Here is a 26,104-nt window from a genome sequence, read left to right as displayed (position 1 = left end):
GAATTATCTGTTGCTGCACTTCGGGTAATTATGTATTTTTATGCAAATTAACTGCATAAAAACATCATATATCCAGGGGCTTCTATGTTTACTAAAGCGATGAAATCAGTAGTGGCTGGCGGGTGTTTGCTCGCGGCATTGTTCAGTTCTGCTCAGGCGCTGGCGCAGACCTACGTTGTGGGTTCCGGCGGCACCTACCGCCCGTTTGAATACGAAAACAGCCAGAAACAGCTGGAAGGTTTCGATATCGACATCATCAAAGCCATCGCTAAAGCCGAAGGGTTTGATATCAAGCTGGTTAACACGCCGTGGGAAGGTATCTTCGCCACGCTGAACTCCGGCGATCGCGACATCATCATTTCCGGTATCACCATCACCGACAAGCGTAAAGCGATGGTCGATTTCTCCACGCCGTACTTCCCGGCAGAGCAATCCATCGTGGTGCCGACCGACTCTAAAGTAGATTCTGTTACCTCGCTGAAAGGCAAAAAAGTGGGCGTGGTTAACTCCAGCACTGGCGACATTGTGGTGTCCGACGTTCTGGGTAAAAACAGCACCGACATCAAGCGCTTTGACAACACGCCGCTGATGCTGCAGGAACTGACTGAAGACGGTATCGACGCCGCCGTGGGCGACGTGGGCGTGGTGAAGTACTACATCAAATCCCACCCGGAAAAACCGCTGAAGCTGGTACCGGACAGCAAGTTTGAGCGTCAGTACTTCGGCATCGCGGTTGCCAAAGGTAATACCGAGCTGAAAGGCAAAATCGACGCCGGCCTGAAGAAAATCATCGCCGACGGCACCTACGCTAAAATTTACGCCACCTGGTTCGACAACAACGTTCCAACCCTCCCGGCAGAGTAATTATCAATCGGGGCCGTTCCGGCCCCAAAAAGGACAGGTATGACCGGATTTCGCTGGGAGATAATCTCAGAATACGCGCCGTTGTTTATGCAGGGCGCGCTGATGACCATCAAGTGCACCATTATCTGCGTGATTTTAGGCACGACCTGGGGGCTGCTGCTGGGGCTGGGGCGTATGGCTCACGCCGATGACGGCCCGTGGAAGCACGTGCTGCGTTATGCCGTGCAGTGGCCAGTGCGCGTTTACGTCAGCGCGTTTCGCGGCACGCCTCTGTTCGTGCAGATCATGGTGGTTCACTTTGCGCTGGTGCCGCTGTTTATAAACCCGCGCGACGGGATCATGATCACCAGCGGGATGATGTCCGTGGACTTTGCCCGCGACCTTCGCTCCGAATACGGCGCGTTTCTCTCCTGCGTGGTGGCGATCACCCTTAACGCCGGGGCCTATGTGTCCGAGATTTTCCGCGCCGGTATTCAGTCCATCGACAAAGGGCAGATGGAAGCGTCACGCGCGCTGGGTATGGGCTGGGGCAAAACGATGCGTAAGGTTATTCTGCCGCAGGCGTTCCGCCGCATCCTGCCGCCGCTGGGCAACAACGCGATTGCCATTGTGAAAGACTCGTCGCTGGCATCCGCCATCGGTCTCGCCGACCTGGCCTACGCGGCGCGTACCGTTTCCGGCGCTTATGCGACTTACTGGGAACCGTACCTGACCATCTCCGTGGTGTACTGGGTGCTGACATTCCTGCTTTCGCTGCTGGTGCAACATATGGAAAAGAGGTTTGGCAAAAGTGATTCACGTTAAGGATTTACAGAAACAGTTTGGCAAAACTCACGTGCTGCGCGGTATCTCCTGCGATATCGCGCCTCAGGAAGTGGTTTGCGTGATTGGCCCTTCCGGCTCCGGCAAAAGTACGTTTCTGCGCTGCCTGAACGCGCTGGAAAAACCGGACGGCGGCGAAGTCGTAGTCAACGGTTTTGCGGTACACGACCCAAAAACTAATCTCAACACGCTGCGCGAAGGCGTGGGCATGGTGTTCCAGCGTTTTAACCTGTTCCCGCACATGACGGTGCTGGAAAACCTGATCATGGCACCCATGTCGCTGAAAGGGCTGTCCAAAGCGGAAGCGGTAAACCGCGCCGAAAAGCTGCTGCAAAAGGTCGGCCTGCTGGACAAAATCGATGCCTGGCCTTCGAGCCTCTCCGGTGGCCAGCAGCAGCGCGTGGCGATTGCCCGTGCGCTGGCGATGGAGCCGTCGATAATTCTGTTCGACGAGCCAACTTCAGCGCTGGATCCTGAGCTTGTCGGCGAAGTGCTGGCGGTGATGAAACAGTTGGCGCAGGAAGGGATGACGATGATTATCGTGACCCACGAAATGGGCTTTGCCCGCGAAGTGGCGGACCGGGTGATCTTCATTGACCAGGGTGTGATTCAGGAACAGGGCGTGCCGGCGCAGATCTTTAGCGCCCCGCAAAACCCGCGAACTCAGGCCTTCCTTAGCAAGGTTCTGTAAAAAAGGGCGCTTATGCGCCCTTTAACGTTGCTGACAAAGAGGGAAAAAGCGTGGTTTTTTCCTCTTTGTGGTTATCAGCCGAAAATCAACAAATTGATTTTCCTGTTTTTTAACGAGTCGTCTGGTTTTCTTCTATCACCAGCGTTTTTTAGCAGTAAAAAGGTCGCTTAAGCGCCCTTTCTATTGCCTATGCAAACTGGCGGATATGCCGGTCGATAAGCGCCAGCAGCTTCTGGTTATCCACGGTTTGCAGCAGCTTCACCGGCTTGCCCTGCGGCGCGTCAACGTTCACCGTCAGCCGCAAATGTTCCGGGCCATACCGCAGGGTTCTGCCGCGGCTCAGCCCGCTCAGCGACACATCCACATAATCCTCCGCCCAGCTCACCAGCTCGGGCTCAAGCAGCCAGGCAACGGTCAGCACATCGTGGATCCAGCAGCCCGGCAGTTGGCGAGTTTGCATGGAAAAATCCATCCACGGGCGAATGGTGTCCACGAGAAAACGGCTCAGGCGGTTATCGCAGGTGGCGAGCGCATCTAAATCCTGGTGAGTCATCATGGTTTGGGTGGTGACGTCCATCGGCACCAGAACGATGTTTGCGCCGCTGGTCAGCACGGCGTGTGCGGCCTCCGGGTCAACGCCGAAGTTGGTATCCTTCAGGTAGCCGTCAACGTTAAACACGCCGCCCATGATGACAATCTCTTTTACCGCGCTCGCCATCTGCGGGTAAAGCTGCAAAGCCAGCGCCACGTTGGTCAACGGGCCGATAGCTATCAGCGTGATTTCACCAGGATTTGTACAGATAAGTTCGCCCATCTTATGCACCGCCAGCGGGGCAACTTCGGCCAGCATTTGCGGGGCAGTAACGTCCTTCCACAGGTGGCGCAGACCCACTTTATCGACTTTGTGATCCAGATGTTCCCGCCACGGTGCTGAAGGCTCGATCAGCGCACGCGAAGCGCCGCGGGCGACCTCAACGGCCATGCCCAGGCGAGCGACTAAATCAGAGGCGACGGCGTAGCCCACTTCGCTTGGCGTATTGCCGGACACGGTGGTAATAAGCTCCAGAGAAATCTCCGGCGCCGCAAGCGCCAGGGCAAGGGCCAGACCGTCGTCTACGTTAGCCCCGGCAACGCCGTTACCCGGATCGCAATCGATAATTAAACGCTTCATGTTACTTATAACTTCCTGCTGTGGTGAGGGAGTGACAGCCGCAGGACTCGCCAATCTCCAGCTCAAAATCAAATTCGTGTTTATGCGGCTGCCCGTCCCACTTTTTCAGCATTTCGATGGCTTTTTTTGCCATTTTCGTGACGGGCTGGCGAACCGTCGTCAAAGAGGGAACGTTGAAGGCCGATTCCAGGGTGCCGTTGAAGCACACCAGGGCGAGGTCTTTCGGCGCGGAAAGCCCGTGTTCAGACAGTGCTCTCAGGCAGCCAAAGGCCTGTTGTTCATTGGTGGCAAACAGCGCCCGAGGCAATTCGCCAGCCAGCATTTGCTTTGTGGCATCGTAGCCGCCCTGGCGAGTGTAATCCGTTGAAAAAATCCATTCAGGGTGCACGGTAAGGCCCGCTTCTTCCAGCGCCAGCCGCCAGCCGCTGATGCGATCCTGAGTGTTTAGCATCTCCTGTGGCCCGCAAATAATGGCGATATCGCGATAGCCGTGCTCAATCAGATGGCGGGTTGCGCGCCGTGCGGCGTGCTGCTCGTTAACCTGAATCGAGCAAACGTTCAGCTCCGGCTCAACCCTGTCCAGCATCACGCAAGGCGTACCGCTGGCCTGGATAAGATCGATGTAAGGATGCCTGTCGACGCTGGTATAAATCAGCCCGTCCACCTGGCGATGTAGCAGGTTATTGATAAGCTCCAGCTCGCGGGCGCGATCGTCACCGGAATCCCCCAGCAAGAGCACCCGGCCATCGGCAAAAGCCTCCTGCTGGAGCGCGTGCGCCATGGACGAGATAAACGGGTTGGCAATATTGGGCACGACTAAACCGTAGGTGCGCGTGGTGCCGCTGGCCAAAGCCCTGGCAATGCCGTTCGGGCGGTAGCCGGTTTTCTTGATGGCGGCGAGCACGCGCTCACGCGTCGCCTGCGCGACCGGACGCGGGCCGTTGTTAATCACGTAGCTGACGACCGCGACGGAAGTCCCTGCTTCTTTGGCGACTTCAGCGCGGGTAACGCGGTGTACTTGAGGCTTAGTCACTGAATACCTGCTTTATTTGGCTGGCGGGCGATAAACGGAGCCACAGCATAAAGCTTTGCTCCGTAAAAATCGCCGTCAACTCTGTGACAAATCAAATAGCGTCTTCCGGCAGATTAAGGTCGCGACCTCGGGTCTCAGGTGCAAAGAAGGTGGTCACCAGCCCAATGCCCGCCATCACTGCAAAGTAGAGCGCGATAGGCCACCAGTGCCCGGTCCAGGAGAGCAGCGCGGCGGCAATCAGCGGTGCAGTTCCGCCGGAAAGCATCGACCCCAGCTCTTTGGCAAACGCCATCTTGGTATAGCGGTTTGTCACGCCGAAAAGCTCCACGCCCCAGGCGGCCTGCACACCGAAAATGCCCAGCGAAGCCAGCCCCATGCCGACAACGATGGTTGGAATAACGATCATCGGCTCGCGTGAGTCCAGCAGCATAAAGGCCGGGAAAGCGTAGATAATCAGCAGCAGGCAGAACCAGCGGTAAACGATCCGGCGGCCAAAGCGGTCGGAGAGCCAGCCGGCAAAAGGAATAATGGCGAAGCCCAGCACCGAGGCGATCAGCACCGCCAGCGTGGGGACGGATTTATCCACTGCCAGCACTTTGGCGACGTAGCCAATGATAAAACCCTGGGCGAGATAAGAAGGGCCGTTTTCACCAATGCGTAGCCCGACCATGGTCCAGAAGGCGCGGGTCCGCTGCCAGAAGCTGCGAGGATCTTTCTGCTGCTCGGCCAGCCCCTTTTCCCGTACCTGTTTACGCTCGGCTTCCAGCAGCGCTTTTTGGCGCTCAAACACCGGGGTTTCACGCAGATGCTGGCGAATAATCAGGGCAACAGCGGCAATCAACATGCTGCACAGGAACGGAATACGCCAGCCCCAGGCAAGCAGCGTCTCTTTATCCATCTGCAGCACCAGTAGCCAGGTCAGAGAAGCCAGCAGCGTGCCGCTGTTGGAGCCCAGCCCGATAATGGATGACACCAGGCCACGGCGTTTCACTGGCGCATATTCACCCAGCATGACGGTACCGCCGGACAGCTCCGCACCCGCGCCAAGCCCCTGGGCAAAACGCAGAATCACAAGGCAGGTTGGCGCCCAGACGCCAATTTGCGCGTAGCTTGGGATCAGGCCAATAAGCGTAGTGGAGCAGCCCATCAGCGCAATGGTAATGACCATCACCATTTTTCTGCCGTAGCGGTCGCCCAGCCAGCCAAACAGCAGGGCGCCTATTGGCCGGGCAACAAAGCCCACGGAGTAAGCGGCAAAGCTGGAGAGCAGCGCCATGACGGGCGTGGCATCCGGGAAGAACACATCGCCAAAGATGATCCCGGCCGCCAGGCCATAAAGCGCGAAGTCCGCGTATTCCATCGTGGTGCCGAGCCAGCAGGAGAAGGTGGCGCGAATAAAATCACGTTTACCTTCCGGCGTGGCCAGACGCTCTTCTGCCGCGTGTTGCGCCGAGGCCGGAGGAGGGGAGAAAGTGCTTGTCGTCATTAGAGTTCTCACAGAGATCGAACGTTATCTGTTGGCGAAGATGCCATTTTTAATCATTTCTCGCAGTGTATCTACGCGCGTAGATTGATCAAATAATTAAACCGGAAGTGAGAGTAAGGTAACTAAATGACAAAAATATGACGGGGAAGGTGACCCTCACCCTAACCCTCTCCCTGGAAGGGAGAGGGGACAGAACAGCATTCAGGCCAAAGATGCGGGTTTCTTCCGGCCCTTATTAGGAGAGGGGCCGATCGGGAGCAAAATATGCCGGGGTTTTCTCCCTCTCCCCTTTGGGGAGAGGGCTGGGGTGAGGGGAAAGATCAGCGAGCCTTCGCTAAATACTGCGCCATCTCAGCCTCAGGAACCATACCGCCTCCGGTGGCCCAGACCAGGTGCGTCGCGTTATCAAGCTGTTGGGCGCTGAAGCCCTGCAGCTCATGGTAAGACGTCGTCGCGCACACGCGCTGCGGCCCGGCCATACCAGCCAGGGCCGACGGCTCCAGGCGAATATTTTCCTCTTCAGCCAGCCAGCCTAGCAGGTTGTACAGCGTTTGATCGTCCACGGTATAGAAGCCGTCCAGCAGCCTTTGCATTGCTCTGCCGACAAAGCCGGAAGCCCGTCCCACGGCCAGACCGTCGGCGGCGGTTAGGTTATCTATCCCGATATCCTGCACGGAAAGCGCATCATGCAGGCCGGTATAAACCCCCAACAGCATGCAGGGGGAGTGGGTTGGCTCGGCAAAAATACAATGAACGTGGTCGCCAAAGGCCAGTTTCAGCCCAAACGCCACGCCACCGGGGCCGCCGCCGACGCCGCAGGGCAGATAGACAAACAAAGGGTGCTGCTCATCGACGGTAATAGCCTGTTGCGAGAATTGATCTTTTAGCCGTTGCCCGGCGACGGCGTAGCCAAGGAACAGCGTGCGGGAATTTTCATCATCGATAAAGAAGCAGTTGGCGTCAGCCTCGGCGGCTTTTCTCCCCTGCTCAACGGCAACCCCGTAATCTTCGGCGTATTCAACCACCTCCACGCCGTGGCTGCGCAGTTTAGCTTTTTTCCATTCGCGGGCGTCGGCGGACATATGCACCGTGACGCGGAAGCCAATTCTGGCGCTGATGATCCCAATCGACAGACCCAGGTTGCCGGTAGAGCCAACGGCGATGCTATAGCGGCTGAAAAACTCGCGTAATTCAGGAGAAAGCAACTTGCTGTAGTCATCTTCAGGACTCAGTAGGCCCGCCTCGGTAGCCAGTTTTTCCGCGTGAGTCAGGACTTCATAAATGCCCCCGCGAGCCTTAATCGAGCCAGAAATAGGCAGATGGCTGTCTTTTTTCAGCCACAGTTTACCGAAGAGCCGCTGCCCATTTTCTTTTTCCAGGCGCTTTTGCATCGCCGGAATGGCGGCCAGCTCTGACTCGATAATCCCACCGGCTGCGGCGGTTTCCGGGAATGCTTTGGCCAGATAAGGCGCAAAACGAGCCAGCCTGGCGTGCGCCTCTTTCACGTCCTGCTCAGTCAGGCCAACATGCGGTAAGCCTTCGGCAAGGGAGGTGGCTCCCGGATTAAACCAGGCCGTTTCGTTCAGGGCGGTAAGCTCGCTGAGCAGCGGAAATTTTTCGGTTAACGCGTGTAATTCTGTCGATTTCATAACGAGCCTCCTGGCGCTCAGATGATAAAGGAAAGCAGGAATGTGCCGGCCAGTGCAACTAAAGAAGCGATGAATGTCGCCGTGGTGTAGTACTTAAAGGTTTCATGGAGCGTCGCGCCGCAGTACTGCTTCACCAGCCAGAACAGCGAATCCGTCACAATGGTGCAGCCGATAGCGCCGGAGCCGATGGCGAGCGTCACAATCTCCGGACTGACGTTGGGATAGAGCGGCAGCAGCGGAGCAACGATAGCCGTGGCGCCCATCATCGCCACGGTCGCAGACCCGACGGCGGCGTGAAGGATAAGGGCAACCAGCCAGGCCAGCAGGATCGGATGCATATGCAGGCTGGAAAGGCTCAGCGCCAGGCTGTCTGCCATGCCGCTGGCCTTGAGAATGGCGTTAAACGCGCCGCCTGCCCCGATGATCATCAGGATATTCGCGATGGAGCCAAAGCCAGTTTCGGTGTGGCTCAGCAGCGTAGCGATACCCATGTTCTGACGCAGGCCCAGCAGATAATAGGCCACGAAAACGGCGATAAACATGGCGGTAATCGGGTTGCCGATAAACTCCAGCGCGGTATAAGCCGTGCTGCCCGGGGTCATGTTCAGCTCAGCGAGCGTCTTCGCCAGCATCAGGCCAATGGGTAGCAGCACGGTAAACAGCGTGGCGCTCAAGGACGGCAGAGAAGCCGCATCGCGCGTTTGCAGATATGAAAATTCGACGGGAACGGATTTAAACGGCAGACGCTTGCCCAGGCATTTCAGAAAGAGCGGGCCACCCACCAGAGACGCCAGCAGGCCAACCGCTAAGCCATACACAATCACGGTGCCTACATCGGCGCCGAGTTTATTGGTCACAAACAGCGCCGCCGGATGTGGGGGCACCACGCAGTGAACGGCCATCAGCGCGGTACACAGCGGGATCGCCAGTTTCAGCAGCGAAGTGTGGGTCTTTTTGGCGATGGAAAAGGCCAGCGGGATGAGCAGCACCACGCCAACCTCAACGAACAACGTAATGCCGCAAATCAGGCCGACCAGTACCATAATCACGTCGGCGGAAAGCCAGCGGCAGCGCTGCAGCGCCAGGCCAATGCGTTCGGCGGCGCCGGAGACTTCCATCATTTTTCCCAGAATGGTCCCCAGCCCGATGACCGCGGCTAAAAAGCCGAGTGTGCCGCCGATGCCGCTTTCCACTGCGTTGACCATCTCCAGCGGGCCCATGCCCATCATCACGCCGACGAAAAAGCTCGCCAGCAGCAGCGCGAGGAAAGGATGAAGCTTCAGTTTTATGATGGTCAACACGATTAACACTATGCTGGCAAGCAGCGTACCCACCACCCAGATTTGCGATCCCATTAGCCCTTCTCCTGTGCATCATTTGCGGGCTATTGGATAAAAATCCATCCGGGCTGACAAACGATAAAACTGGCCTTTCACATGAGGTAAATTGAATCAATAGGGTGATTTGAGTCGAAATCAGGCGATGAAATGTGTTTCAGGTTCGCTTTTCTTCAACTAAATGCTGCTGGTTAGCCGCGGATTTTTTAAACTTGGCCGCCGGAATTGAGAGAGAGGTCACGATGGAAACGTCACGCGAGGGGCGAAATCGGTTATTAAACGGCTGGCAGCTGTCGAAGCTGTACACTTTTGAGGTGGCGGCGCGCCATCAATCTTTTGCACTGGCGGCGGATGAACTGTCACTCAGCCCCAGCGCGGTTAGCCATCGGATAAACCAGCTGGAAGAGGAGCTGGGGATCCAGCTTTTTGTTCGCTCGCATCGTAAAGTGGAACTGACGCACGAAGGCAAGCGGGTGTTCTGGGCGCTGAAATCGTCTCTGGACACGTTGAACCAGGAGATTCTGGATATCAAAAACCAGGAACTCTCGGGGGTGCTGACCGTGTACTCCAGGCCGTCGATCGCCCAGTGCTGGCTGGTGCCCGCGCTGGGGGATTTCACCCAGCGCTACCCTGCTATCTCATTAACTATTCTGACCGGGAATGACAACCTCAATTTACAGCGTGCGGGTATCGATCTGGCGCTCTATTTTGACGATGCTCCTTCCTCGCAACTGAGCCACCATTTTCTGATGGATGAGGCGATTCTGCCGGTTTGCAGCCCGGAATATGCCCGCCGCTTTGAACTCCATTCCCGGCCTGCTCAACTGCGCCACTGTACTTTGCTGCATGACCGGCAGGCGTGGAGCAATGATTCCGGCACCGATGAGTGGTACAGCTGGGCTCAGCAGTTTGGTATTGAACTCCCGGCCTCGACGGGCATAGGCTTCGATCGCTCTGACCTGGCGGTGATTGCCGCGATGAACCACGTTGGCGTAGCGATGGGGAGAAAAAGGCTGGTGCAAAAGCGGCTGGAGCGGGGCGAGCTCATCGCCCCGTTTGGGGAGAAAACGTTAAAATGTCATCAGCATTACTACATTTCGACCCTAACTGGCCGACAATGGCCGAAGATTGACGCTTTTATTAGCTGGCTGAAAAACCTTGCCGAAGAGGCTAAATAACTAAACTGTCTCGCCATGATGCTGGAACCGCTGCGCCAGCGGCAGCCAGCAGCACAGGATCAGCACGCCCATCGCGGTCATCAGCATGCCGATGCTGTATTGCCCGGTTTGCGGCATCAGCGCGGAGAACCAGGCCATCACGCCGGAGCCGATGTTCTGCAGACCGCCAACCAGCGCCCCTGCGGTACCGGCCAGGAACGGGAACGGCTCCATCGCGCCGCTGGTCGCCAGCGGGAACAGCATGCCTGCGCCGAAGAAGAACAGCGCCGCAGGTACCAGCAGTGTCCAGATATTCATGATGCCGAACCAGCCAGGGATCCACATCAGAATACCGGCGAACAGGCAGCTCAATACCGCCTGCCACATCAGGCTGGAGAAACGCACGTTCTGGCGGCCCGCGTACCAGGAGCCAAAAAACGCCGCCGGAATGGGCAGAATAAACAGAATGCTGACCACCACGCCGTTCAGGCCGAGTACGCCGCCCATCAGTACGCCGGAGCAGGCTTCAAACACCGCCACGCCCGCCAGGCCACCAACCAGCATCAGCAGATAGCAGTTGAAGGAGATATTGCCGAGTAGCATTTTGTAGCTGCGCATCAGGCGAGGCGGCGTGGCGTCTGCCGGGCGAGTTTCGGGCAGCCAGCGCCACATAGAAAACGCGACAATGGCACACAGCAGCAGCAGGAAACCGTAGCAGGCCCGCCAGCCCCAGACGCTGTCCAGCATCCCGCCAATAACCGGTGCCAGCAGCGGACTCACCAGAATGCCCATGTTCAGCAGGCTGTTGGCCTGGCGTAAATCACCGCCTTCGTAGAGATCGCGCGGCATGGTTCTCGCCATCACGCCCGCGACCCCGGTGCCCATGCCCTGCAGGGCGCTTGCCAGCACCAGAATATGCAAATTAGTGGTAAACAGTGCACCGAGCGTCGCCAGCATAAAAATCACCATGCCGGCGAGGATCACCGGGCGGCGGCCAATGCGATCGGAAAGCGGGCCATAAAACAGCTGAGACACGCCGTAGGTAAACAAATAGGCCGCCATCACGCGCTGAATCGCGCCGCTGCGCACGCCCATTTCATGAGCCATATCGGGAATAGAAGGAATATAAATCGTCTGTGTCATCTGCCCGACAGCAACCAGCAGAATCAACATCATCAGCAGGTGGATATTGGCTAACTTTCTCATGGCGTCCGATCGTTTACCTGAAAAAAGAGAGAGGCTTCGCAGCGTATTTTGCTGTGTATGTTTTGAAAGCGAGAGGAATCTATCACAACCTATGCAATAAGCCAGATGATGAGGCTGTTTTAACAACAGAATTCCGTGTCGGTTTGTAAAGCGAAAGCGGCAATTTTTATTGCCACCAAACGCCCATTTTTGCCCCGCAACGGTGCAATCTTCGTTCACCCTCAGAGAATTACATTTGTTTACAGGTTAAATACAAATGCGTATATTTCTCATCCGCATTTAATCGTGCGCGTCTTTATAAAAATCAAAAAAAGTGCCGGCCACGGAAAACGCCGCAGCACTGCAAAAATGAGGGTTTAACATGGCATTTGTTAACTTCTCCAGGGATCGGTTCACGTTACGGGCAGGCGGCCCATCACTCCTGGCGGCGGCTATAGCGCTGGCGCTGCTGCCTTCTGCGCAGGCAGAAGACACCATCACGGTGAATACTCAGGCGGACAATCCGCTGGCGGGACAGGAACAGGATTACAGCGTCAAAACCACCACCACCGGCACCAAGCTGCTGCTGGTTCCGCGCGATATCCCGCAATCCGTCAGCGTCATCAGCCAGCAGCGTATTCAGGATCAGAACCTGCAAACCATCGGTGAGGTGCTGGATAACACCACCGGCATCAGCACCAAGCTGGTGGACAGCAGCCGTGCCACCTACTTTGCGCGCGGATTCTTTATCAGCAACTATGCCTACGACGACATGCCCACGCAGGTTAGCGACGTCTGGGACTTCGGTGATACCGGATCGGATACCGCCGTGTTTGAAAATATTGAAGTAGTGCGCGGCGCGGCGGGGCTGATGAGCGGCAGCGGCAATCCATCGGCGTACATCAACATGGTGCGCAAGCACGCCGACAGCCGCGAATTTAAAGGCAACGTGTCCGCCAGCTATGGTAGCTGGGACAAGCAGCGCTATGTGGCCGATCTTTCCGCGCCGCTGAGCGAGTCCGGCAACGTGCGGGGCCGCGTGGTTACCGGCTACCAGGACAACGACACCTGGCTGGACAAAAGCCACTACCGCAAGAAATTTATCTACGGCGTGGTGGATGCCGATTTGACCGACTCCACCACGCTTTCCGTCGGCTACGACTACCAGGAAAGCAATGACGACAGCCCGACCTGGGGCGGCCTGCCCACCTGGTATGCCGACGGCAGCCGGACGCACTTTAGCCGCAGCGCCACCACCGCGCCGGACTGGGCTTACTCCAACAAAGACGCCACCAAAGTGTTCGCCAACCTGGTCCAGCGCTTTGATAACGGCTGGGAAGCGCGTATCAACACGCTGCACGCCGAAACCAACTTCGACTCTAAGCTGATGTATGTCACCGGCTTCCCGGATAAAGTGACCGGCGCGGGCACCAGCGCCTATGGCGGCTGGAACCGGGGCGAGCGTAAACAGGATTCGGTGGATGCGTTTGTGCGCGGCGGCTTTGATCTGTTTGGCCGCCAGCACGAGCTGATGTTCGGCGGCAGTTACAGCCGCCAGCGTAACCACTACGACAACGCCATGCCGAACACCGGCTTGCCTTACGGCGGCATCGCGATGGACAGCTTCTACAGCAGCGTCGCAGACCCAAGCTGGTCATCCTTCTCGCTGTACAGCAAAGATGTGGTGCGCCAGCAGGCCGCCTACACCGCAGCGCGTTTCTCGCTGGCTGACCCGCTGCACCTGATTGTGGGCGCCCGCTATACCGAATGGGACGCGGACTACAATCCGTCCACCGCGCCGCAAACCAGCCTGAGCAGCAAAAAACACGACGTCACGCCGTACGCGGGGCTGGTTTACGACATCAATGACACCTGGTCGGCCTACACCAGCTACACCTCCATCTTTCAGCCGACCGACAAGCGCGACGTCAACGGCGATTACCTCGACCCAACCACCGGGAAGAGCTACGAAGCGGGCGTGAAAGCGGACTGGTTTAACACGCGCCTGACCACCTCGCTGGCGGTGTTCCGCATCGAACAGGACAAAGTTGCCCAGTCGCTCGGCACGCCGGTTAACGGCAACCCTGGTGAAACGGCGTATAAATCCGTGGACGGCACCGTGAGCCGCGGCGTGGAGTTTGAGCTGAACGGCGCGCTGACCGATAACTGGCAACTGACCTTCGGGGCTTCCCGCTATGTGGCAGATGACAATAACGGCGACGCTGTAAACCCTGACCAGCCGCGTACCACGATGAAGCTGTTCACCCGCTACCAGCTGCCGATGCTGCCGGAAGTGACCGTGGGCGGCGGTGTGAACTGGCAGAGTAAAACCTGGCAGGATGCCTACGGTCCGAACGGCAACACCCGCATCAAACAGGGCAGCTACGCGCTGGTGGATCTCTTCACCCGTTACCAGGTAACGAAAAACTTCGCCGTGCAGGGCAACATCAATAACCTGTTCGACAAAGAATATGAATCCTGGCTTTCCGACTATGTGGTTTATGGCGCCCCGCGCAGCTTCTCGCTGACGGCAAACTACAGCTTCTAAGCGTGACGGGGAGGTCATTGGCCTCCCTGACTACTTTCCCGCGCCAGCGCCAGGAAAGCGGCAAGCCCGGCAGAAGGATACCGCCTGCCGGAATAGTAAAGGCAAAGCCCCGGGAAGGGCGGGGTCCACGCTTCCAGCAGGCGCACCAGTTTGCCTGCGCGGATTTCATCGGCGACGTTTTGCTCCATGAAAAAGCCCAGTCCGATACCTTCCAGAACCGCCTCCCGCGCCAGAGAGGCTTCGTCCAGCGTCAGCGGCCCCTGCACATCGATTCGCGCGATTTCGCCCTGCTTTTCCAGATGCCAGCGGTAGAGCGAGCCATCCGGCAACCGGACGCGAATACAGGCGTGATTCAGCAAGTCGCCCGGCGTTAACGGCGCGCCGTGCTCCGCCAGATAAACCGGAGACGCGACAACGGCGAAGCGCTGCGGCTGGCCGAGAGAAAGCGCAATCATATCGGCAGGTACCAGCCCGGCTACGCGCACCCCAAGATCGAACCCTTCCGCAACGATATCAACCAGCTTTCCTTCGGTCACCATATCGACCTGCATCTCCGGATAGCGGCGTAAAAACTCAAACACCAGCGACGAAAGTACCTGGCGAGCGGCAAAAGGCGGCGCGTTGATGCGCAGCAGGCCGGACGGCGTATCGCGGTGCGCCCGCACGCTTTCAAGAGCGTCGTTCAGCCCCTGAAGAGACGGGCTAACTCTCTCAATAAACAGCCTCCCGGCCTCCGTCAGCGACACGCTACGGGTGGTGCGGTTAAACAGGCGTACGCCAAGTTCGGCCTCAAACTTTGCCAGCGTATGGCTGAGCGCCGTGGTTGAAACGCCGAGGTCGATAGCCGCCGCGCGGAAAGATCCCCGGCGGGCGATGGCCTGTACGGCTTCGATATCGCCGAGGGCTATGCGCGACATTGTCCCGATTCCTTCATCATTTCATCCCGGTTTGTCCCAATTGTTTAAATTATACCGCGTTCTTAGAGTAGTGATCCGACAGGTAAATCGACTTTCTGGAGAACGTAAGATGACTGACTTTTTGACACTGAAGGGCAAGAGAGCGCTGGTGACATCCGGCACGAAGGGGGCTGGGGCGGCGACCGTAGCGCTGTTCCGCGAGCTGGGCGCGCAGGTCATGACCGTGGCTCGCCATGCGCCTGAAAACGTTAATGACGATGAGTTTTTTGCGGCGGATCTCGCCACGCGTGAGGGCTGCGAGCAACTGGTAAAAGCGGTGCAGGCGCGTCTCGGGGGTGTGGATATCATCGTGCATATGCTCGGCGGCTCATCATCTCCCGCCGGAGGCTATGCGACGCTGGACGAAGCGCAGTGGCAGCACGAGCTGGCGCTTAACCTTTTCCCGGCGGTGCGGCTGGACAGGGCGTTGCTGCCGGGCATGACGGCGCAGGGCTCAGGCGTGATTATCCACGTCTCTTCGATTCAACGGATTTTACCGCTGCCGGAGGCAACCACGGCCTATGCCGCAGCCAAAGCGGCGCTTTCCGCCTATAGCAAAAGCTTGTCGAAAGAGGTTTCTCCGCTGGGCGTGCGGGTGCTGCGCGTGGCGCCGGGCTGGATTGAAACTGAGGCGTCTGTTCGCCTGGCGGAGCGGCTGGCGCTGCAGGCGGGCACGGATTATGAGGGCGGGAAGCAAATCATTATGGATTCGCTGGGCGGGATCCCGCTGGGTCGCCCGGCAAAACCAGAAGAAGTGGCTAACCTGATAGCCTTCCTGGCCTCAGACCGTGCCGCCGCGATTACCGGCACGGAGTACATCATTGACGGCGGAACGGTGCCGACCGTTTAGAAATGCACAGGCTGGCCAAAGCCGTCGCCGCTGTCGGTACTGTTATCCCTGCGGCCTCTGGCTTCCAGCTGGTCGGCGCGGATGCGGTCCCGGATATCCTGGCGCTGTTCCGGCGTCAGGTAGCGGCTGTTGTAGTAGGGATCGGGCCATGGCGAGCGCATAAAGCTGTCATCCAGCCGCTGCCTGTCCTGGCGGTCCATCCCTGAATTGTCCGATGACGAACAGGCGGCCAGCAGCAGCGGAGCCAGCAGAACGAGTGCATATTTAGAGGCCATTTTTCTTCCTGAAGCGTCAAGCAATGAAAGTGAGGCAGTATCGCGCATCAACATAGTGATGGCTTTATCTGTCGCCAATATTGCACAGCTTATCACGAAATAGTGAGCCGCTCAGAACGCCGACAGCGCCCGCGAACAGGCCATGCCGTGTTGGTACAGCTCCTCCGCATAAAAGTCAGGCACCGGGCTGTCTTTAATCGCCTGAGCCACGGCGGCGACATCATAATTTACCGTTTGAACCGCCAGTTTTAGCTTCCCGTGACGGTAACTGCCCATTAGCCAGGTGGCCTGCGGCTCGCCGGGTTTTATTCGCCCGACCGCGCCGGTGTTGGCGACGGTAAACCTGCGGCCATCGCTGCGGACCAGCTCGCGAATATCCGCGTAGTGTGTATGCCCGGAAATCATCACATCGAACTGATGGGCGGTTTGCCACTTCATCAGTTGGCTGCACGAGAACTGGCGATGCACATACTCGGAGAGCGAATCCGGGCTGGCGTGAACCAGCAGAATTCTGAGCGGCCCGGCATGAAACGCTCTCGACCGGGGCAGGGCGCTGAGCCAGCGGCGGTTCTCCTCCGTCAGCGTGCGTTTGCTCAAGGTAATCGCCTGTTCACGGGCTTGTTGTTCATGGACGGAGTGCTTAGCCAGCGGCGTGACCGGCTCGTCGATTGCTACGCGGCGGTCGTGGTTGCCCATCACCACCGGAATGTTGCGGCTGCGAATCAGATTTATCACTTCATTAGGCCACGGCGCAAAATCCACCAGATCGCCCAGGCACCAAATTTGGTTGATGTGGTGGCGGTCAATGTCCTGCAAAACGGCCTCAAGTGCCGGTAAATTGGCGTGAATATCGCTGAAAATCGCAAACTGGAAATCAATCTCTTTAGCGTTCATTGGGCTGACTCCCGGCGCGATCCCGCACGGTGAAAACGACAACCAGAGCAATGAAGAAAGCGAACAGCGCGGCGCAAACCAGCATCAGCGAGAAGCCGCTGGCGTAGCTGTGGCGGATCAGCGAGCTTAGCGTCTGAGCCTGTTTCTCCGGCCACAGCGCAAGGGCGCGCTGCACATCTCCTGCCACAACCTGAGTAATAAAATCGTCGCGTACCGGCAGGTTGCTAGCCTGCATCGTTGAGGTCAGCACGTGACGCGTATGCCCGGCCAGAATGGCCCCCAGCAGCGCAAAACCTTGCAGAATGCCGGAGAAGCGCGCCGTGGTGCTGATCCCCGAAGCCATGCCCGCCCTTTCGTGAGGCACGGTGCCCATAATCGCCTTCTGCGTTTCGCCGTTGAGGATGCCGCCACCGCTGCCCAGCACGGCCATACCGGCGATAACCAGCCAGGGCCACTGCGCCAGCACGCCGCCGGCGATTATCAGGTTGCCGACGCCAACCAGCCCTAATCCAGCGGCTAAGATCCAGCGGGCAGCCATGCGATGTGCCATCCAGCGAGCCACCATCGGGAAGAACAACATAGCGAGGGCGAACGGCAGCATGCCGACCCCGGACGCCAGCGCGGTTTTACCCTCGACGTTTTGCAGCATCAACGGCAGCAGGGACGTCATCACCTGTGCCGTCGCCGCGTAGGTGAACATCGCCAGCACCGCACCAATAAACGGCAGTGAACGGAACAGGCGAAGATCGAGCATCGGCTGAGTCTTGTAACGTTCGACCAGCGCAAAGAACAGAAAGAACCACGCTGAGGCGATAAAGCGCCCCATCACTTCGGGGCTGCCCCAGCCGTGCTCCGGGGCGAGGATCAGCGCCCAGGTGAGAGAAAACATGGCGGCGATAAACAGCGAAATGCCATGTACATCCGGCTTACCGGCGGCAGGATTGCTGGACTCTTCAATGGTGCGCAGCACCGCCATTGCCAGCAGCAGGCAAATGGGGATGTTGATGTAGAACGCCCAGCGCCAGCCGAAATAGGCGCTGATGATGCCGCCGGCCAAAGGCGCGAGTACCATGGTGATGCCCATCATACCGCCCCAGATGGCCCAGGCGCGGCCCCGTGCCTGAGGTTCGCGGAAGGTGTGGCCGATGATCGCCAGCGCGGGTGCCAGCAAGAACGCCGAGCCTACGCCCTGCAGAGCGCGGGCAATATTCAGCATCAGGATGGTGGTGGCCGCTCCGCAGGCGAGAGACGCCAGGGCAAACAGGGCGATACCGAATAAAAAAATCCGCCGTCTGCCGAAGCGGTCCGCCAGCGAACCGGCGGGCAGCAAAAGGGAAGAGAAGCACAGCACGTAGGCGCCAATCACCCACTCCATATCGGCAAACGTGGCGTCCAGCCCGCGGGCGATGGTCGGCAAGACGACGCCAACGATATTTGTGTCGATGACCGTCATCGCGCAGCCCATGGAAGCAACCAGCAGCACGGTGGTGTCGTTTTTGGCCGCGGGCGCGGCCAGCACAGTAGACATAAAAGCTCCGAAAACGCGGGAAGAACACGCCTTAAGCTTCACGATCCGGGGCGCGGTATTCAATTTTCACGTTCGGCATTATTATTAGTTAATACCTAATAATCAGGAGTAAACATGGAGCTTCGCCATCTGCGTTATTTTCTCGAAGTTGCCCGAACGCTCCATTTTGGCGCGGCGGCGGAAACGCTGAACATCTCCACGCCGACGCTGTCGGTGCAAATCAGTCAGCTTGAGCGGGAGTTTGGCACGCCGCTATTTTTACGTACTAAAAGGCGCGTACAGCTCACCCAGGCCGGGGAGATTTTCCGCGAAGAAGCCGAAGCCACGCTGCGGCAGGCTGAGCTGACGCGTGAGCGGGTGCTGAGCGCTGCACGCGGCGAGCAGGGCTACATTCGCGTCGGCTACGTGGCGTCTTCGCTTTGGTCGGGGACGCTTAGCTCGGTGATGGGGGCGTTTCGGGGGAGATATCCGGATATCTCGCTTGGTGCGCGAGAAGTGCTGATGGACAGCATGGCGGCGGCGCTGGTGGAGGGCAAAATCGACGTTGGGTTTGTGCGCGCCCCGGTCGCGCTGCCGTCAGAAGTCGGGCACCTGTTGGTGCAAAGCGACTGTTTTTGCCTGGCGCTCCCCGCTTGCCATCGTCTGGCTTCCGGCGCGGAAGCTATCGACCCTGCCGCTCTGGCCGGGGAAAGCTTTATTCTGCCGGAGCAGACATCCGGCTCGCATGAAGTCGCCCGCCGCGGGGGATTTGTGCTCAACGATGCCATCCGCTCCAGCACGCTGACCGAAGTGCTGGCGCATATAGCGCTGGGCAACGGCATCGCGGTTATCCCGGAGATCATGGCGAAAACCATCGGCGTGCCGGACGTGGTCTATCGCCCGATTGCCGGGGCAGAAATCCCTTCGGCTATCTGGATGCTGTACCGCAAGCGGGAGCGCACGCCGCTGATTAAACGCCTTATTCGCTTCGCAAAAGAGCACGTTTCGGGTCTGTCTGGAAACGTTTGAACACACTCTTTCACCCCCGGGATTCATTTGGCGGTTACGCTTGATCCAGAGCAGTTCTTAACCTGACCTGAACCCTGGAGAAAGCATGATCAAGCCTCGTTTGTTTATCCCGGCCTTAAGCCTCCTGCTGCTGAGCGTGGGCGCTGCGGCGGCGGACAATGTCATTACCCCGGTGCGCGGCACCATTGATGCGGTCAATGATTCCTCGCTGCAAATCACCACCCGTCAGGGGGAAAAGCTTTCCGTTGGCCTGACGGACAAAACCCGAATCAACGGCGTGAGCGAAGCGAAGATGAGCGACATCAAGCCCGACAGCTTCATCGGCACCGCCGCCGTGCCGCAGGCGGATGGCACGCTGAAGGCGCTGGAGGTACACGTTTTTGCCCCGAGCCTGCGCGGTTCCGGGGAAGGGTTTAATCCGTTTGAATCCGCCAACGGCCAGGTGAACACCATGACCAACGGCACGGTCGGCACCCTCGTGAACAGCCACGGGCGCACGATGACGGTGAAATTCCACGGCCAGCAGAAAACCGTGCAGGTGGCGGACGACGTGCCGGTGGTGCTGATCAGCCCCGCCGACAAATCCGTGCTGAAGCCGGGCGCGAAAGTGGTGCTGTTTGCCACCAAAGATGACAAAGGCCAGGCCGTCGCGCGCGGAATTTCCGCCGGGGTTAACGGGCTGACGCCGCCGATGTAATTTGTGGTGATTATCAGAACAGTGCCGACCTCTATACAGAGGACCTGCCAGTAAGCTTTACAGGTTGAATCGTTGATCGGTATTTCCCTTCTCCCTTTTAGGGAGAAGGTGGTTGCCCAGGTGAACAATAAATAACGCCCATGTATGATGCTCCGCAGACCATCAGACTCCTGTGGAGAGCACGTCATTGACAGCACAAACGGGCGATATACTTTTTAACGGCCAGCGCTTTTCGGCCTTCTTCTTTGATATGGACGGCACCATTCTGACCTCCATTCGCGTGGCAGAACGCATCTGGGGTGAGTGGGCCGTGCGTCACGGCATCGATCCGGTAGCTTTCCTGCCCACCATTCACGGCGTGCGCGCGGTGGAGACGATTGCCCGCCAGAATCTACCGGGCGTGGATGCCGAAGCCGAAGCACAGCGGATTACCGAAGCTGAAATCGCCGATGTGAATGGCGTGGAAGCCATCGGCGGCGCGCGAGAGTTTTTGCAGGCGCTGCCGATGGATCGCTGGGCCATTGTTACTTCCGCCCCAAAAGCGTTGGCGCTGCGCCGCATTCAGGCCGCCGGTTTGCCTGAACCCAAAGTCATTATTGCGGCGGAAGACGTCCGTCTCGGTAAACCCGCCCCGGAGGGCTACCTGCTGGCGGCGGAAAAATTGGGCGTAAACGCGGCCGACTGCCTGGTGTTTGAGGATGCCCTGGCGGGTGTACAAGCCGGTGAAGCGGCAGGCGCAAAAATCTTTGTCATTTCCGGCACCAACGCTCACCACGCCGGGGAGCTCTCTCGTTATACCGGCGCGGAAAATTACGATGCCCTGCGAGTTGAGGCCGACGGCTCGGGTATTCTCTTGCAGCTAAGCTAATTATTCAGGCTCTCTTTTGTGGCAGAGCCTATTCAAGGTGATTGACAGATTCCCGGCCGATGAGTGCCGGGTTATCTCTTTCATTCTCATGGGTAATTAAAAATATTACTCTACTTTGTAAATAAATAATTCATACTTTTCATGATGGCTAATATTTGATTTGCAGAACGTTCATGTATTTTTCTTTTAAAGGTTTTTGATGTTTTTTATTTATTTACCAGAATCCTCAGAAGCTATTTTTTTATTTTCCGCATTACATCGCCCCATCCCTGGCGCCAACCGCTAAGAACTAAAAGGTGCGTCACGTTATGCGTAACATCCTTCTGTAACAGCCTTTAAGTGTGATTTTCATCACAATTATGGGCAGGTAAAAGCCTTTAAATAGCGCTGAGTTTTACCCGCTGACTATTGAGGCATTGATGAAAATTAACACTGAATCCTGTGTGATCTCAGGCAAGCAAACCGTTTCCGTTAGCCATCAGGAAATTGAGTGGAATAATAAAGGGACGTTGCTGAAGATTTCCCGGGGAGGCATTTGCGGGTCCGATTTGCATTATTATCAGGAAGGGAAGGTCGGCAACTTTGCCGTAAAAGCCCCAATGATTTTAGGCCATGAAGTTATTGGCACGGTAGTGCATACCGATTCTCCTGAATTACATGAAGGGCAGACGGTCGCTATTAATCCATCCAAACCTTGTGGCCATTGTAAATATTGCCTTAGCCAGGAAGAAAATCAATGCACAACCATGCGCTTCTTCGGCAGCGCAATGTACTTCCCACACGTTGACGGCGGCTTTACCCGCTTTAAAACCGTCGACAGCGCGCAGTGCGTTCCCTATCCCGCTGAAGCGGATGAAAAAGTGATGGTGTTTGCCGAGCCGCTGGCGGTGGCCATCCACGCCGCGCACGAGGCGGGAGATCTGCAGGGCAAGCGCGTGTTTATCTCCGGCGTAGGGCCGATTGGCTGCCTGATCGCCAGCGCGGTAAAAACGCTGGGAGCGGCAGAAATTGTCTGCGCCGATGTCAGCCCGCGCTCGCTTTCGCTGGCCGCGCAGATGGGCGCCGACACGCTGGTGAACCCGCTGCACGATAGCCTGGACGGCTGGAAAGAGGAAAAAGGCTACTTCGATATCAGCTTTGAAGCCTCCGGTCACCCTTCGTCAGTAACCACCTGCCTGGAAGTGACCCGCGCCAAAGGCACCATGGTGCAGGTAGGAATGGGCGGCGCAGTGCCGGAATTCCCCATGATGATGCTCATCGCCAAAGAGATTTCGCTGAAAGGCTCTTTCCGCTTCACCACGGAGTTCAATACGGCCGTTTCCTGGCTGGCTAACAAGGTGATTAACCCGCTGCCGTTGCTGAGCGCAGAGTATGCCTTTACCGACCTGGAGCAGGCGCTGATCTTTGCCGGGGATAAAACCCAGGCCGCGAAAGTCCAGCTGGTTTTCTGAGGCCTGTTAATAAGGATTAAGGCAATGAACGATCTTTTTTCACTGAAAGGCAAGAACATCCTGATTACCGGCTCTGCGCAGGGGCTCGGGTACCTGATGGCTACCGGGCTGGGTCAGTACGGGGCGCAGATTGTCGTCAACGCCAGCACGCCAGCTAAGGTCGAGGCTGCGGTGCAAAAGCTGCGGGACGAAGGGATCCGCGCCGTGGGCGCCCCGTTCGACGTGACGCAGAAACAAGATGTCGATGCGGCTGTGGAGCGCATTGAGCAGGAAGTGGGCCCGATTGATGTGCTGGTGAACAACGCCGGAATTCAGCGCCGCCATCCTTTTACCGAGTTCCCCGAGCAGGACTGGAATGATGTGATTGCGGTGAACCAGACTGGCGTTTTCCTGGTTTCGCAGGCGGTGACCCGCCGGATGGTGGCGCGCCAGGCCGGGAAGGTGATCAATATCTGCTCCATGCAGAGTGAGCTGGGGCGCGACACGATCACGCCTTACGCCGCCTCGAAAGGCGCGGTGAAGATGCTGACCCGGGGCATGTGCGTTGAGCTGGCCCGCCACAACATTCAGGTCAACGGCATCGCCCCCGGCTACTTCAAAACGGAAATGACTCAGGCGCTGGTGAATGACGAAGCGTTCAGCGGCTGGCTGTGCAAACGGACGCCCGCCGCACGCTGGGGTGATCCGCAGGAGCTGATTGGCGCCGCGGTGTTCCTCTCTTCAAAAGCTTCAGATTTCGTTAACGGGCACCTGTTGTTTGTTGATGGCGGCATGCTGGCCGCCGTTTAACGGCGCGAGTGCCTGCCGAAAAGTGAAGGCGGGTAGACCGAATAAAAGGTGGAGAGCATGGGCCTTCTCTCGCCGCAGAAAGCTGAAAATCAAGCGATTGGTTTTCAGCTTTTTTAAACGCGCTGACTGCCCGACCTGACCACTAACCTGCAGCGCTTCGCGCTGCTTTTTTTGCACTGATAAGAGATAAGCGTATGCCATTACTTATTATTGCCGCAGGCGTCGCCCTGCTGCTGGTCCTGATGATCGGTTTTAAAGTGAACGGCTTTATCGCGCTGGTTCTGGTGGCGGCGGTGGTTGGGTTTGCGGAGGGAATGGATCCCCAGGCGATTCTGCACTCCATTCAAAACGGGATTGGCGGCACCCTCGGCGGGCTGGCGATGATCCTTGGCTTTGGGGCGATGCTCGGGAAGCTGATTTCGGATACCGGGGCGGCGCAGCGCATCGCCACTACCCTGATCGAGGCCTTCGGCGCGAAGCGCGTACAGTGGGCGCTGATGATTGCCGGGCTGGTGGTTGGGATGGCGATGTTCTTTGAGGTCGGCTTTGTGCTGCTTTTGCCGCTGGTGTTCACCGTTGTCGCCTCGTCCGGCCTGCCGCTGCTGTATGTGGGGGTACCGATGGTGGCCGCGCTGTCGGTCACGCACTGCTTCCTGCCGCCGCACCCGGGGCCGACCGCGATTGCCACCATGTATAACGCCAATCTCGGTACCACCCTGCTATACGGGCTGATTATCAGCCTGCCGACGATTATCGTTGCCGGACCGCTGTTCTCCCGTTTGTTAACCCGGTTTGAAAAGCAGCCGCCGGAAGGTCTGTTCAGCTCGCGGGTGTTCAGCGAGGCGGAAATGCCTTCGTTCTGGAACAGCCTGCTGGTGTCCATCACCCCCGTGCTGCTGATGGCCATTGCCGCGCTTTGTAACGTGGTGCTGCCTGAAAAAAGTGGGCTCAGATCTTTCCTCGACTTTATTGGTAACCCGGCGGTCGCGCTGTTTATTGCCCTGACTATCGCCACCTTTACCCTCGGCTGGCGCAAAGGGCGAGGCATGGAGCAGGTGATGAACATCGCCGGGGACTCTATCGGCGCTATCGCGATGATCGTGTTTATCATCGCCGGTGGCGGCGCCTTTAAGCAGGTGCTGGTCGACAGCGGCGTAGGGCAGTACATCGCGCACCTGATGAACGGTGCGCCGCTCTCGCCGCTGCTGATGTGCTGGACGGTGGCGGCACTGCTGCGTATTGCGCTGGGTTCGGCGACCGTCGCGGCGATCACTACCGCAGGCGTGGTGCTGCCTATCATCAGCGTGACCCACGCCGACCCGGCCCTGATGGTGCTGGCGACCGGGGCGGGGAGCGTGATCGCCTCTCACGTTAACGATCCGGGATTCTGGCTGTTTAAGGGCTACTTTAACCTCAGCGTGGGGGAAACGCTGCGTACCTGGACCGTGATGGAAACGCTGATCTCAGTCATGGGGCTGCTGGGCGTATTGACGATAAATGCCGTTTTGCATTAAATCGTTGTATGACTCGCCGACAGGCCACCGGGTGCGCGCGCTGCGCCCCGGTATTGAGAGGGCCGATGAGAAACCACCGCATTTCTTTGCAGGATATCGCCACGCTGGCTGGCGTGACGAAGATGACCGTCAGCCGCTACATCCGTTCGCCTAAAAAGGTTGCAAAAGAAACCGGGCTGCGTATCGCCCGAATCATGGAAGAGATTGATTACGTGCCCAATCGTGCCCCCGGTATGCTGCTGAATGCCCGCAGCTATACGCTGGGAGTGCTGATTCCTTCTTTTCAAAACCAGCTCTTCGCCGACATTCTCGCCGGCATTGAGTCCGTCACGTCCGGGCAGAATTACCAGACCCTGATCGCCAACTATAACTACAACCGCGAGTCGGAAGAGGAGTCGGTGATTAACCTGCTCTCCTACAACATCGACGGCATTATTCTCTGCGAGAAGTACCACACCTTCCGCACCGTGAAGTTTTTGCGGTCCGCTGCCATCCCGGTTGTGGAACTGATGGATATTCAGGGCGACCGGCTGGATATGGAGGTGGGGTTTGATAACCGCCAGGCCGCGTTAGACATGGTTGGCACCATGCTGGACAAGCGGCAGCGGCGCAGGATCGTCTACCTCGGTTCAAAAGATGACGTGCGCGACGAGCAGCGCTTCCGGGGTTACTGCGAAGCGATGACGCTGCGCGGCCTGGAGCCCCAGCGCATCAACCCGAAAGCCATTTCATCCATCCATCTGGGTATGCAGCTGATGCGCGACGCTCTGGCCGCTTACCCTGACCTGGACGGAGTCTTCTGCACTAACGACGATATTGCCATGGGGGCACTGCTGCTATGCCGGGAGCGCGGCCTGCCCGTGCCTGAACAAATCTCGATCGCCGGTTTTCACGGGCTGGAGATGGGGCGCCAGATGATCCCCAGCCTGGCAAGTGTGATCACCCCCCGCTTCGACATTGGCCGGGTGGCAGCCAGAATGCTGCTGGATAAGATCGGCAATGAAGACCTGAACCACAACACCATTGATTTGGGCTACCAGATTTACCACGGGCAGACGCTGTGAGCGGGTTTTGTGAGGCAGGCGCCAGGAAGGGAACACGGCGTTGATGACGCCGCGTATTTTTCCCCTCTCCCTTTTAGGAAGAGGGTCGGGTGAGGGGCTAGTGAATATTATTTCCGGACTGGCTATCGATCGTTGCCAGACCTGAATCTGCGCGGACAAAGCGGGGCTCTTGCAGGCTGTCGATCAGAAGATTAAACATCGGGATTAACAGAGAGCTGCAATATTTCCGTACCTGAAAGTGGCCAGCATCATCTATGGATGTATAAG

The 26,104-nt window shown here is 57.8% G+C and carries 23 protein-coding genes; 13 read left to right on the top strand and 10 right to left on the bottom strand.

All coding sequences use genetic code 11. The features are described 5' to 3' along the window. Nucleotides 1–99 precede the first annotated feature (99 nt). From WFK85_RS09350 to WFK85_RS09340, 3 genes are read left to right on the top strand one after another with little or no spacing between them, the layout of a single operon-like run. Nucleotides 100–864: a basic amino acid ABC transporter substrate-binding protein gene (locus WFK85_RS09350; RefSeq protein ID WP_085938922.1), complete on the top strand. Its 765-nt coding sequence runs from the start codon at nucleotides 100–102 to the stop codon at nucleotides 862–864. 39 nt (nucleotides 865–903) lie between these two features. Next, nucleotides 904–1,668: an amino acid ABC transporter permease gene (locus tag WFK85_RS09345; protein ID WP_008460679.1), complete on the top strand. Its 765-nt coding sequence runs from the start codon at nucleotides 904–906 to the stop codon at nucleotides 1,666–1,668. After that, complete coding sequence (locus WFK85_RS09340) at nucleotides 1,655–2,377, top strand: amino acid ABC transporter ATP-binding protein (protein ID WP_008460680.1); 723 nt, start codon at nucleotides 1,655–1,657, stop codon at nucleotides 2,375–2,377. The genes WFK85_RS09345 and WFK85_RS09340 overlap by 14 nt, the downstream gene beginning before the upstream one ends. 187 nt (nucleotides 2,378–2,564) lie before the next feature. Here the strand turns inward: WFK85_RS09340 and WFK85_RS09335 are convergent, their stop codons facing one another. The 5 genes from WFK85_RS09335 to dsdX all read right to left on the bottom strand — a co-directional run bounded on the left by WFK85_RS09335 (nucleotide 2,565) and on the right by dsdX (nucleotide 9,071). Next, a complete protein-coding gene (locus tag WFK85_RS09335) occupies nucleotides 2,565–3,548 on the bottom strand; it encodes a nucleoside hydrolase (protein ID WP_166994809.1) in 984 nt (327 codons plus the stop codon). A gap of 1 nt (nucleotide 3,549) precedes the next feature. Continuing rightward, nucleotides 3,550–4,581, bottom strand: a complete 1,032-nt coding sequence (locus tag WFK85_RS09330; protein ID WP_008460682.1) for a LacI family DNA-binding transcriptional regulator — start codon at nucleotides 4,579–4,581, stop codon at nucleotides 3,550–3,552. Nucleotides 4,582–4,672: 91 nt separating this feature from the next. After that, nucleotides 4,673–6,067, bottom strand: a complete 1,395-nt coding sequence (locus WFK85_RS09325; RefSeq protein WP_166994807.1) for an MFS transporter — start codon at nucleotides 6,065–6,067, stop codon at nucleotides 4,673–4,675. 320 nt (nucleotides 6,068–6,387) lie between these two features. After that, nucleotides 6,388–7,716 (bottom strand): D-serine ammonia-lyase, encoded by a 1,329-nt coding sequence (gene dsdA / locus WFK85_RS09320; protein WP_166994805.1) that lies wholly within the window; start codon nucleotides 7,714–7,716, stop codon nucleotides 6,388–6,390. Between the two features lie 17 nt (nucleotides 7,717–7,733). Continuing rightward, nucleotides 7,734–9,071, bottom strand: coding sequence for a D-serine transporter DsdX (gene dsdX / locus WFK85_RS09315; RefSeq protein ID WP_008458762.1), 1,338 nt, complete (start codon nucleotides 9,069–9,071; stop codon nucleotides 7,734–7,736). A gap of 224 nt (nucleotides 9,072–9,295) precedes the next feature. On the opposite strand from dsdX, the gene dsdC reads away from it, so the two are divergent. Beyond that, nucleotides 9,296–10,231, top strand: a complete 936-nt coding sequence (dsdC, locus tag WFK85_RS09310; protein WP_336706601.1) for a DNA-binding transcriptional regulator DsdC — start codon at nucleotides 9,296–9,298, stop codon at nucleotides 10,229–10,231. Here dsdC and emrD read toward each other — a convergent pair whose 3' ends face one another. Then, nucleotides 10,232–11,416: a multidrug efflux MFS transporter EmrD gene (gene emrD / locus WFK85_RS09305; RefSeq protein WP_166878713.1), complete on the bottom strand. Its 1,185-nt coding sequence runs from the start codon at nucleotides 11,414–11,416 to the stop codon at nucleotides 10,232–10,234. It lies immediately after the preceding gene. 361 nt (nucleotides 11,417–11,777) lie between these two features. Here emrD and fhuE point away from each other — a divergent pair, with 361 nt between their 5' ends. After that, nucleotides 11,778–13,943 (top strand): ferric-rhodotorulic acid/ferric-coprogen receptor FhuE, encoded by a 2,166-nt coding sequence (gene fhuE, locus WFK85_RS09300; protein ID WP_166994801.1) that lies wholly within the window; start codon nucleotides 11,778–11,780, stop codon nucleotides 13,941–13,943. 14 nt (nucleotides 13,944–13,957) lie between these two features. Here the strand turns inward: fhuE and WFK85_RS09295 are convergent, their stop codons facing one another. Further along, nucleotides 13,958–14,860, bottom strand: coding sequence for a LysR family transcriptional regulator (locus tag WFK85_RS09295; protein WP_336706599.1), 903 nt, complete (start codon nucleotides 14,858–14,860; stop codon nucleotides 13,958–13,960). Nucleotides 14,861–14,969: 109 nt separating this feature from the next. Between WFK85_RS09295 and WFK85_RS09290 the strand changes: the two genes are divergently transcribed. After that, the gene (locus WFK85_RS09290; RefSeq protein WP_166994797.1) at nucleotides 14,970–15,749 is read left to right on the top strand and encodes an oxidoreductase; all 780 of its coding nucleotides are present in this window, start codon (nucleotides 14,970–14,972) and stop codon (nucleotides 15,747–15,749) included. On the opposite strand, the gene WFK85_RS09285 is transcribed toward WFK85_RS09290, so the two are convergent. From WFK85_RS09285 to WFK85_RS09275, 3 genes are all read right to left on the bottom strand, one after another. Continuing rightward, on the bottom strand, nucleotides 15,746–16,024 hold the full coding sequence (locus WFK85_RS09285) for a hypothetical protein (protein ID WP_154187416.1): 279 nt from the start codon (nucleotides 16,022–16,024) through the stop codon (nucleotides 15,746–15,748). The genes WFK85_RS09290 and WFK85_RS09285 overlap by 4 nt on opposite strands. A 111-nt stretch (nucleotides 16,025–16,135) precedes the next feature. After that, a complete protein-coding gene (locus WFK85_RS09280; protein ID WP_336706596.1) occupies nucleotides 16,136–16,918 on the bottom strand; it encodes a metallophosphoesterase family protein in 783 nt (260 codons plus the stop codon). Next, nucleotides 16,908–18,446 (bottom strand): MFS transporter, encoded by a 1,539-nt coding sequence (locus WFK85_RS09275; RefSeq protein WP_336706595.1) that lies wholly within the window; start codon nucleotides 18,444–18,446, stop codon nucleotides 16,908–16,910. Before WFK85_RS09275 ends, WFK85_RS09280 begins: the two co-directional genes overlap by 11 nt. Nucleotides 18,447–18,560: 114 nt before the next feature. On the opposite strand from WFK85_RS09275, the gene WFK85_RS09270 reads away from it, so the two are divergent. From WFK85_RS09270 to idnR, 7 genes are all read left to right on the top strand, one after another. Beyond that, complete coding sequence (locus WFK85_RS09270; protein WP_336706593.1) at nucleotides 18,561–19,454, top strand: LysR family transcriptional regulator; 894 nt, start codon at nucleotides 18,561–18,563, stop codon at nucleotides 19,452–19,454. An 85-nt stretch (nucleotides 19,455–19,539) separates the two neighbouring features. Beyond that, nucleotides 19,540–20,151: a hypothetical protein gene (locus WFK85_RS09265; RefSeq protein WP_336706592.1), complete on the top strand. Its 612-nt coding sequence runs from the start codon at nucleotides 19,540–19,542 to the stop codon at nucleotides 20,149–20,151. 187 nt (nucleotides 20,152–20,338) lie between these two features. After that, nucleotides 20,339–21,019, top strand: a complete 681-nt coding sequence (locus WFK85_RS09260; protein WP_336706591.1) for an HAD-IA family hydrolase — start codon at nucleotides 20,339–20,341, stop codon at nucleotides 21,017–21,019. Nucleotides 21,020–21,438: 419 nt separating this feature from the next. Continuing rightward, nucleotides 21,439–22,470 carry an L-idonate 5-dehydrogenase gene (gene idnD / locus WFK85_RS09255; protein WP_166878693.1) on the top strand — a complete coding sequence of 344 codons (1,032 nt, stop codon included), beginning with the start codon at nucleotides 21,439–21,441 and terminating at the stop codon, nucleotides 22,468–22,470. A 24-nt stretch (nucleotides 22,471–22,494) separates the two neighbouring features. Continuing rightward, nucleotides 22,495–23,259 (top strand): gluconate 5-dehydrogenase, encoded by a 765-nt coding sequence (gene idnO / locus WFK85_RS09250; protein ID WP_008458735.1) that lies wholly within the window; start codon nucleotides 22,495–22,497, stop codon nucleotides 23,257–23,259. A 194-nt stretch (nucleotides 23,260–23,453) separates the two neighbouring features. Then, entirely contained in the window at nucleotides 23,454–24,773 is a 1,320-nt protein-coding gene (locus tag WFK85_RS09245; RefSeq protein WP_336706589.1) for a gluconate:H+ symporter, read from the top strand. A 65-nt stretch (nucleotides 24,774–24,838) separates the two neighbouring features. Beyond that, on the top strand, nucleotides 24,839–25,837 hold the full coding sequence (gene idnR, locus WFK85_RS09240) for a DNA-binding transcriptional regulator IdnR (protein WP_166878684.1): 999 nt from the start codon (nucleotides 24,839–24,841) through the stop codon (nucleotides 25,835–25,837). Nucleotides 25,838–26,104 lie beyond the last annotated feature (267 nt).

This window comes from Cedecea sp. VD22 (genome assembly GCF_037150195.1).
Taxonomy (GTDB): Bacteria; Pseudomonadota; Gammaproteobacteria; order Enterobacterales; family Enterobacteriaceae; genus Cedecea.
This window is presented reverse-complemented; position numbering and strand designations above follow the sequence as displayed.

Coding starts and splice junctions, on each gene's coding strand:
- WFK85_RS09350 (WP_085938922.1), top strand. CDS start 100: ATGAAATCAGTAGTGGCTGGCGGGTGTTTGCTCGCGGCATTGTTCAGT.
- WFK85_RS09345 (WP_008460679.1), top strand. CDS start 904: ATGACCGGATTTCGCTGGGAGATAATCTCAGAATACGCGCCGTTGTTT.
- WFK85_RS09335 (WP_166994809.1), bottom strand. CDS start 3,548: ATGAAGCGTTTAATTATCGATTGCGATCCGGGTAACGGCGTTGCCGGG.
- WFK85_RS09325 (WP_166994807.1), bottom strand. CDS start 6,067: ATGACGACAAGCACTTTCTCCCCTCCTCCGGCCTCGGCGCAACACGCG.
- dsdA (WP_166994805.1), bottom strand. CDS start 7,716: ATGAAATCGACAGAATTACACGCGTTAACCGAAAAATTTCCGCTGCTC.
- dsdX (WP_008458762.1), bottom strand. CDS start 9,071: ATGGGATCGCAAATCTGGGTGGTGGGTACGCTGCTTGCCAGCATAGTG.
- dsdC (WP_336706601.1), top strand. CDS start 9,296: ATGGAAACGTCACGCGAGGGGCGAAATCGGTTATTAAACGGCTGGCAG.
- emrD (WP_166878713.1), bottom strand. CDS start 11,416: ATGAGAAAGTTAGCCAATATCCACCTGCTGATGATGTTGATTCTGCTG.
- fhuE (WP_166994801.1), top strand. CDS start 11,778: ATGGCATTTGTTAACTTCTCCAGGGATCGGTTCACGTTACGGGCAGGC.
- WFK85_RS09295 (WP_336706599.1), bottom strand. CDS start 14,860: ATGTCGCGCATAGCCCTCGGCGATATCGAAGCCGTACAGGCCATCGCC.
- WFK85_RS09290 (WP_166994797.1), top strand. CDS start 14,970: ATGACTGACTTTTTGACACTGAAGGGCAAGAGAGCGCTGGTGACATCC.
- WFK85_RS09285 (WP_154187416.1), bottom strand. CDS start 16,024: ATGGCCTCTAAATATGCACTCGTTCTGCTGGCTCCGCTGCTGCTGGCC.
- WFK85_RS09280 (WP_336706596.1), bottom strand. CDS start 16,918: ATGAACGCTAAAGAGATTGATTTCCAGTTTGCGATTTTCAGCGATATT.
- WFK85_RS09275 (WP_336706595.1), bottom strand. CDS start 18,446: ATGTCTACTGTGCTGGCCGCGCCCGCGGCCAAAAACGACACCACCGTG.
- WFK85_RS09270 (WP_336706593.1), top strand. CDS start 18,561: ATGGAGCTTCGCCATCTGCGTTATTTTCTCGAAGTTGCCCGAACGCTC.
- WFK85_RS09265 (WP_336706592.1), top strand. CDS start 19,540: ATGATCAAGCCTCGTTTGTTTATCCCGGCCTTAAGCCTCCTGCTGCTG.
- idnD (WP_166878693.1), top strand. CDS start 21,439: ATGAAAATTAACACTGAATCCTGTGTGATCTCAGGCAAGCAAACCGTT.
- idnO (WP_008458735.1), top strand. CDS start 22,495: ATGAACGATCTTTTTTCACTGAAAGGCAAGAACATCCTGATTACCGGC.
- WFK85_RS09245 (WP_336706589.1), top strand. CDS start 23,454: ATGCCATTACTTATTATTGCCGCAGGCGTCGCCCTGCTGCTGGTCCTG.
- idnR (WP_166878684.1), top strand. CDS start 24,839: ATGAGAAACCACCGCATTTCTTTGCAGGATATCGCCACGCTGGCTGGC.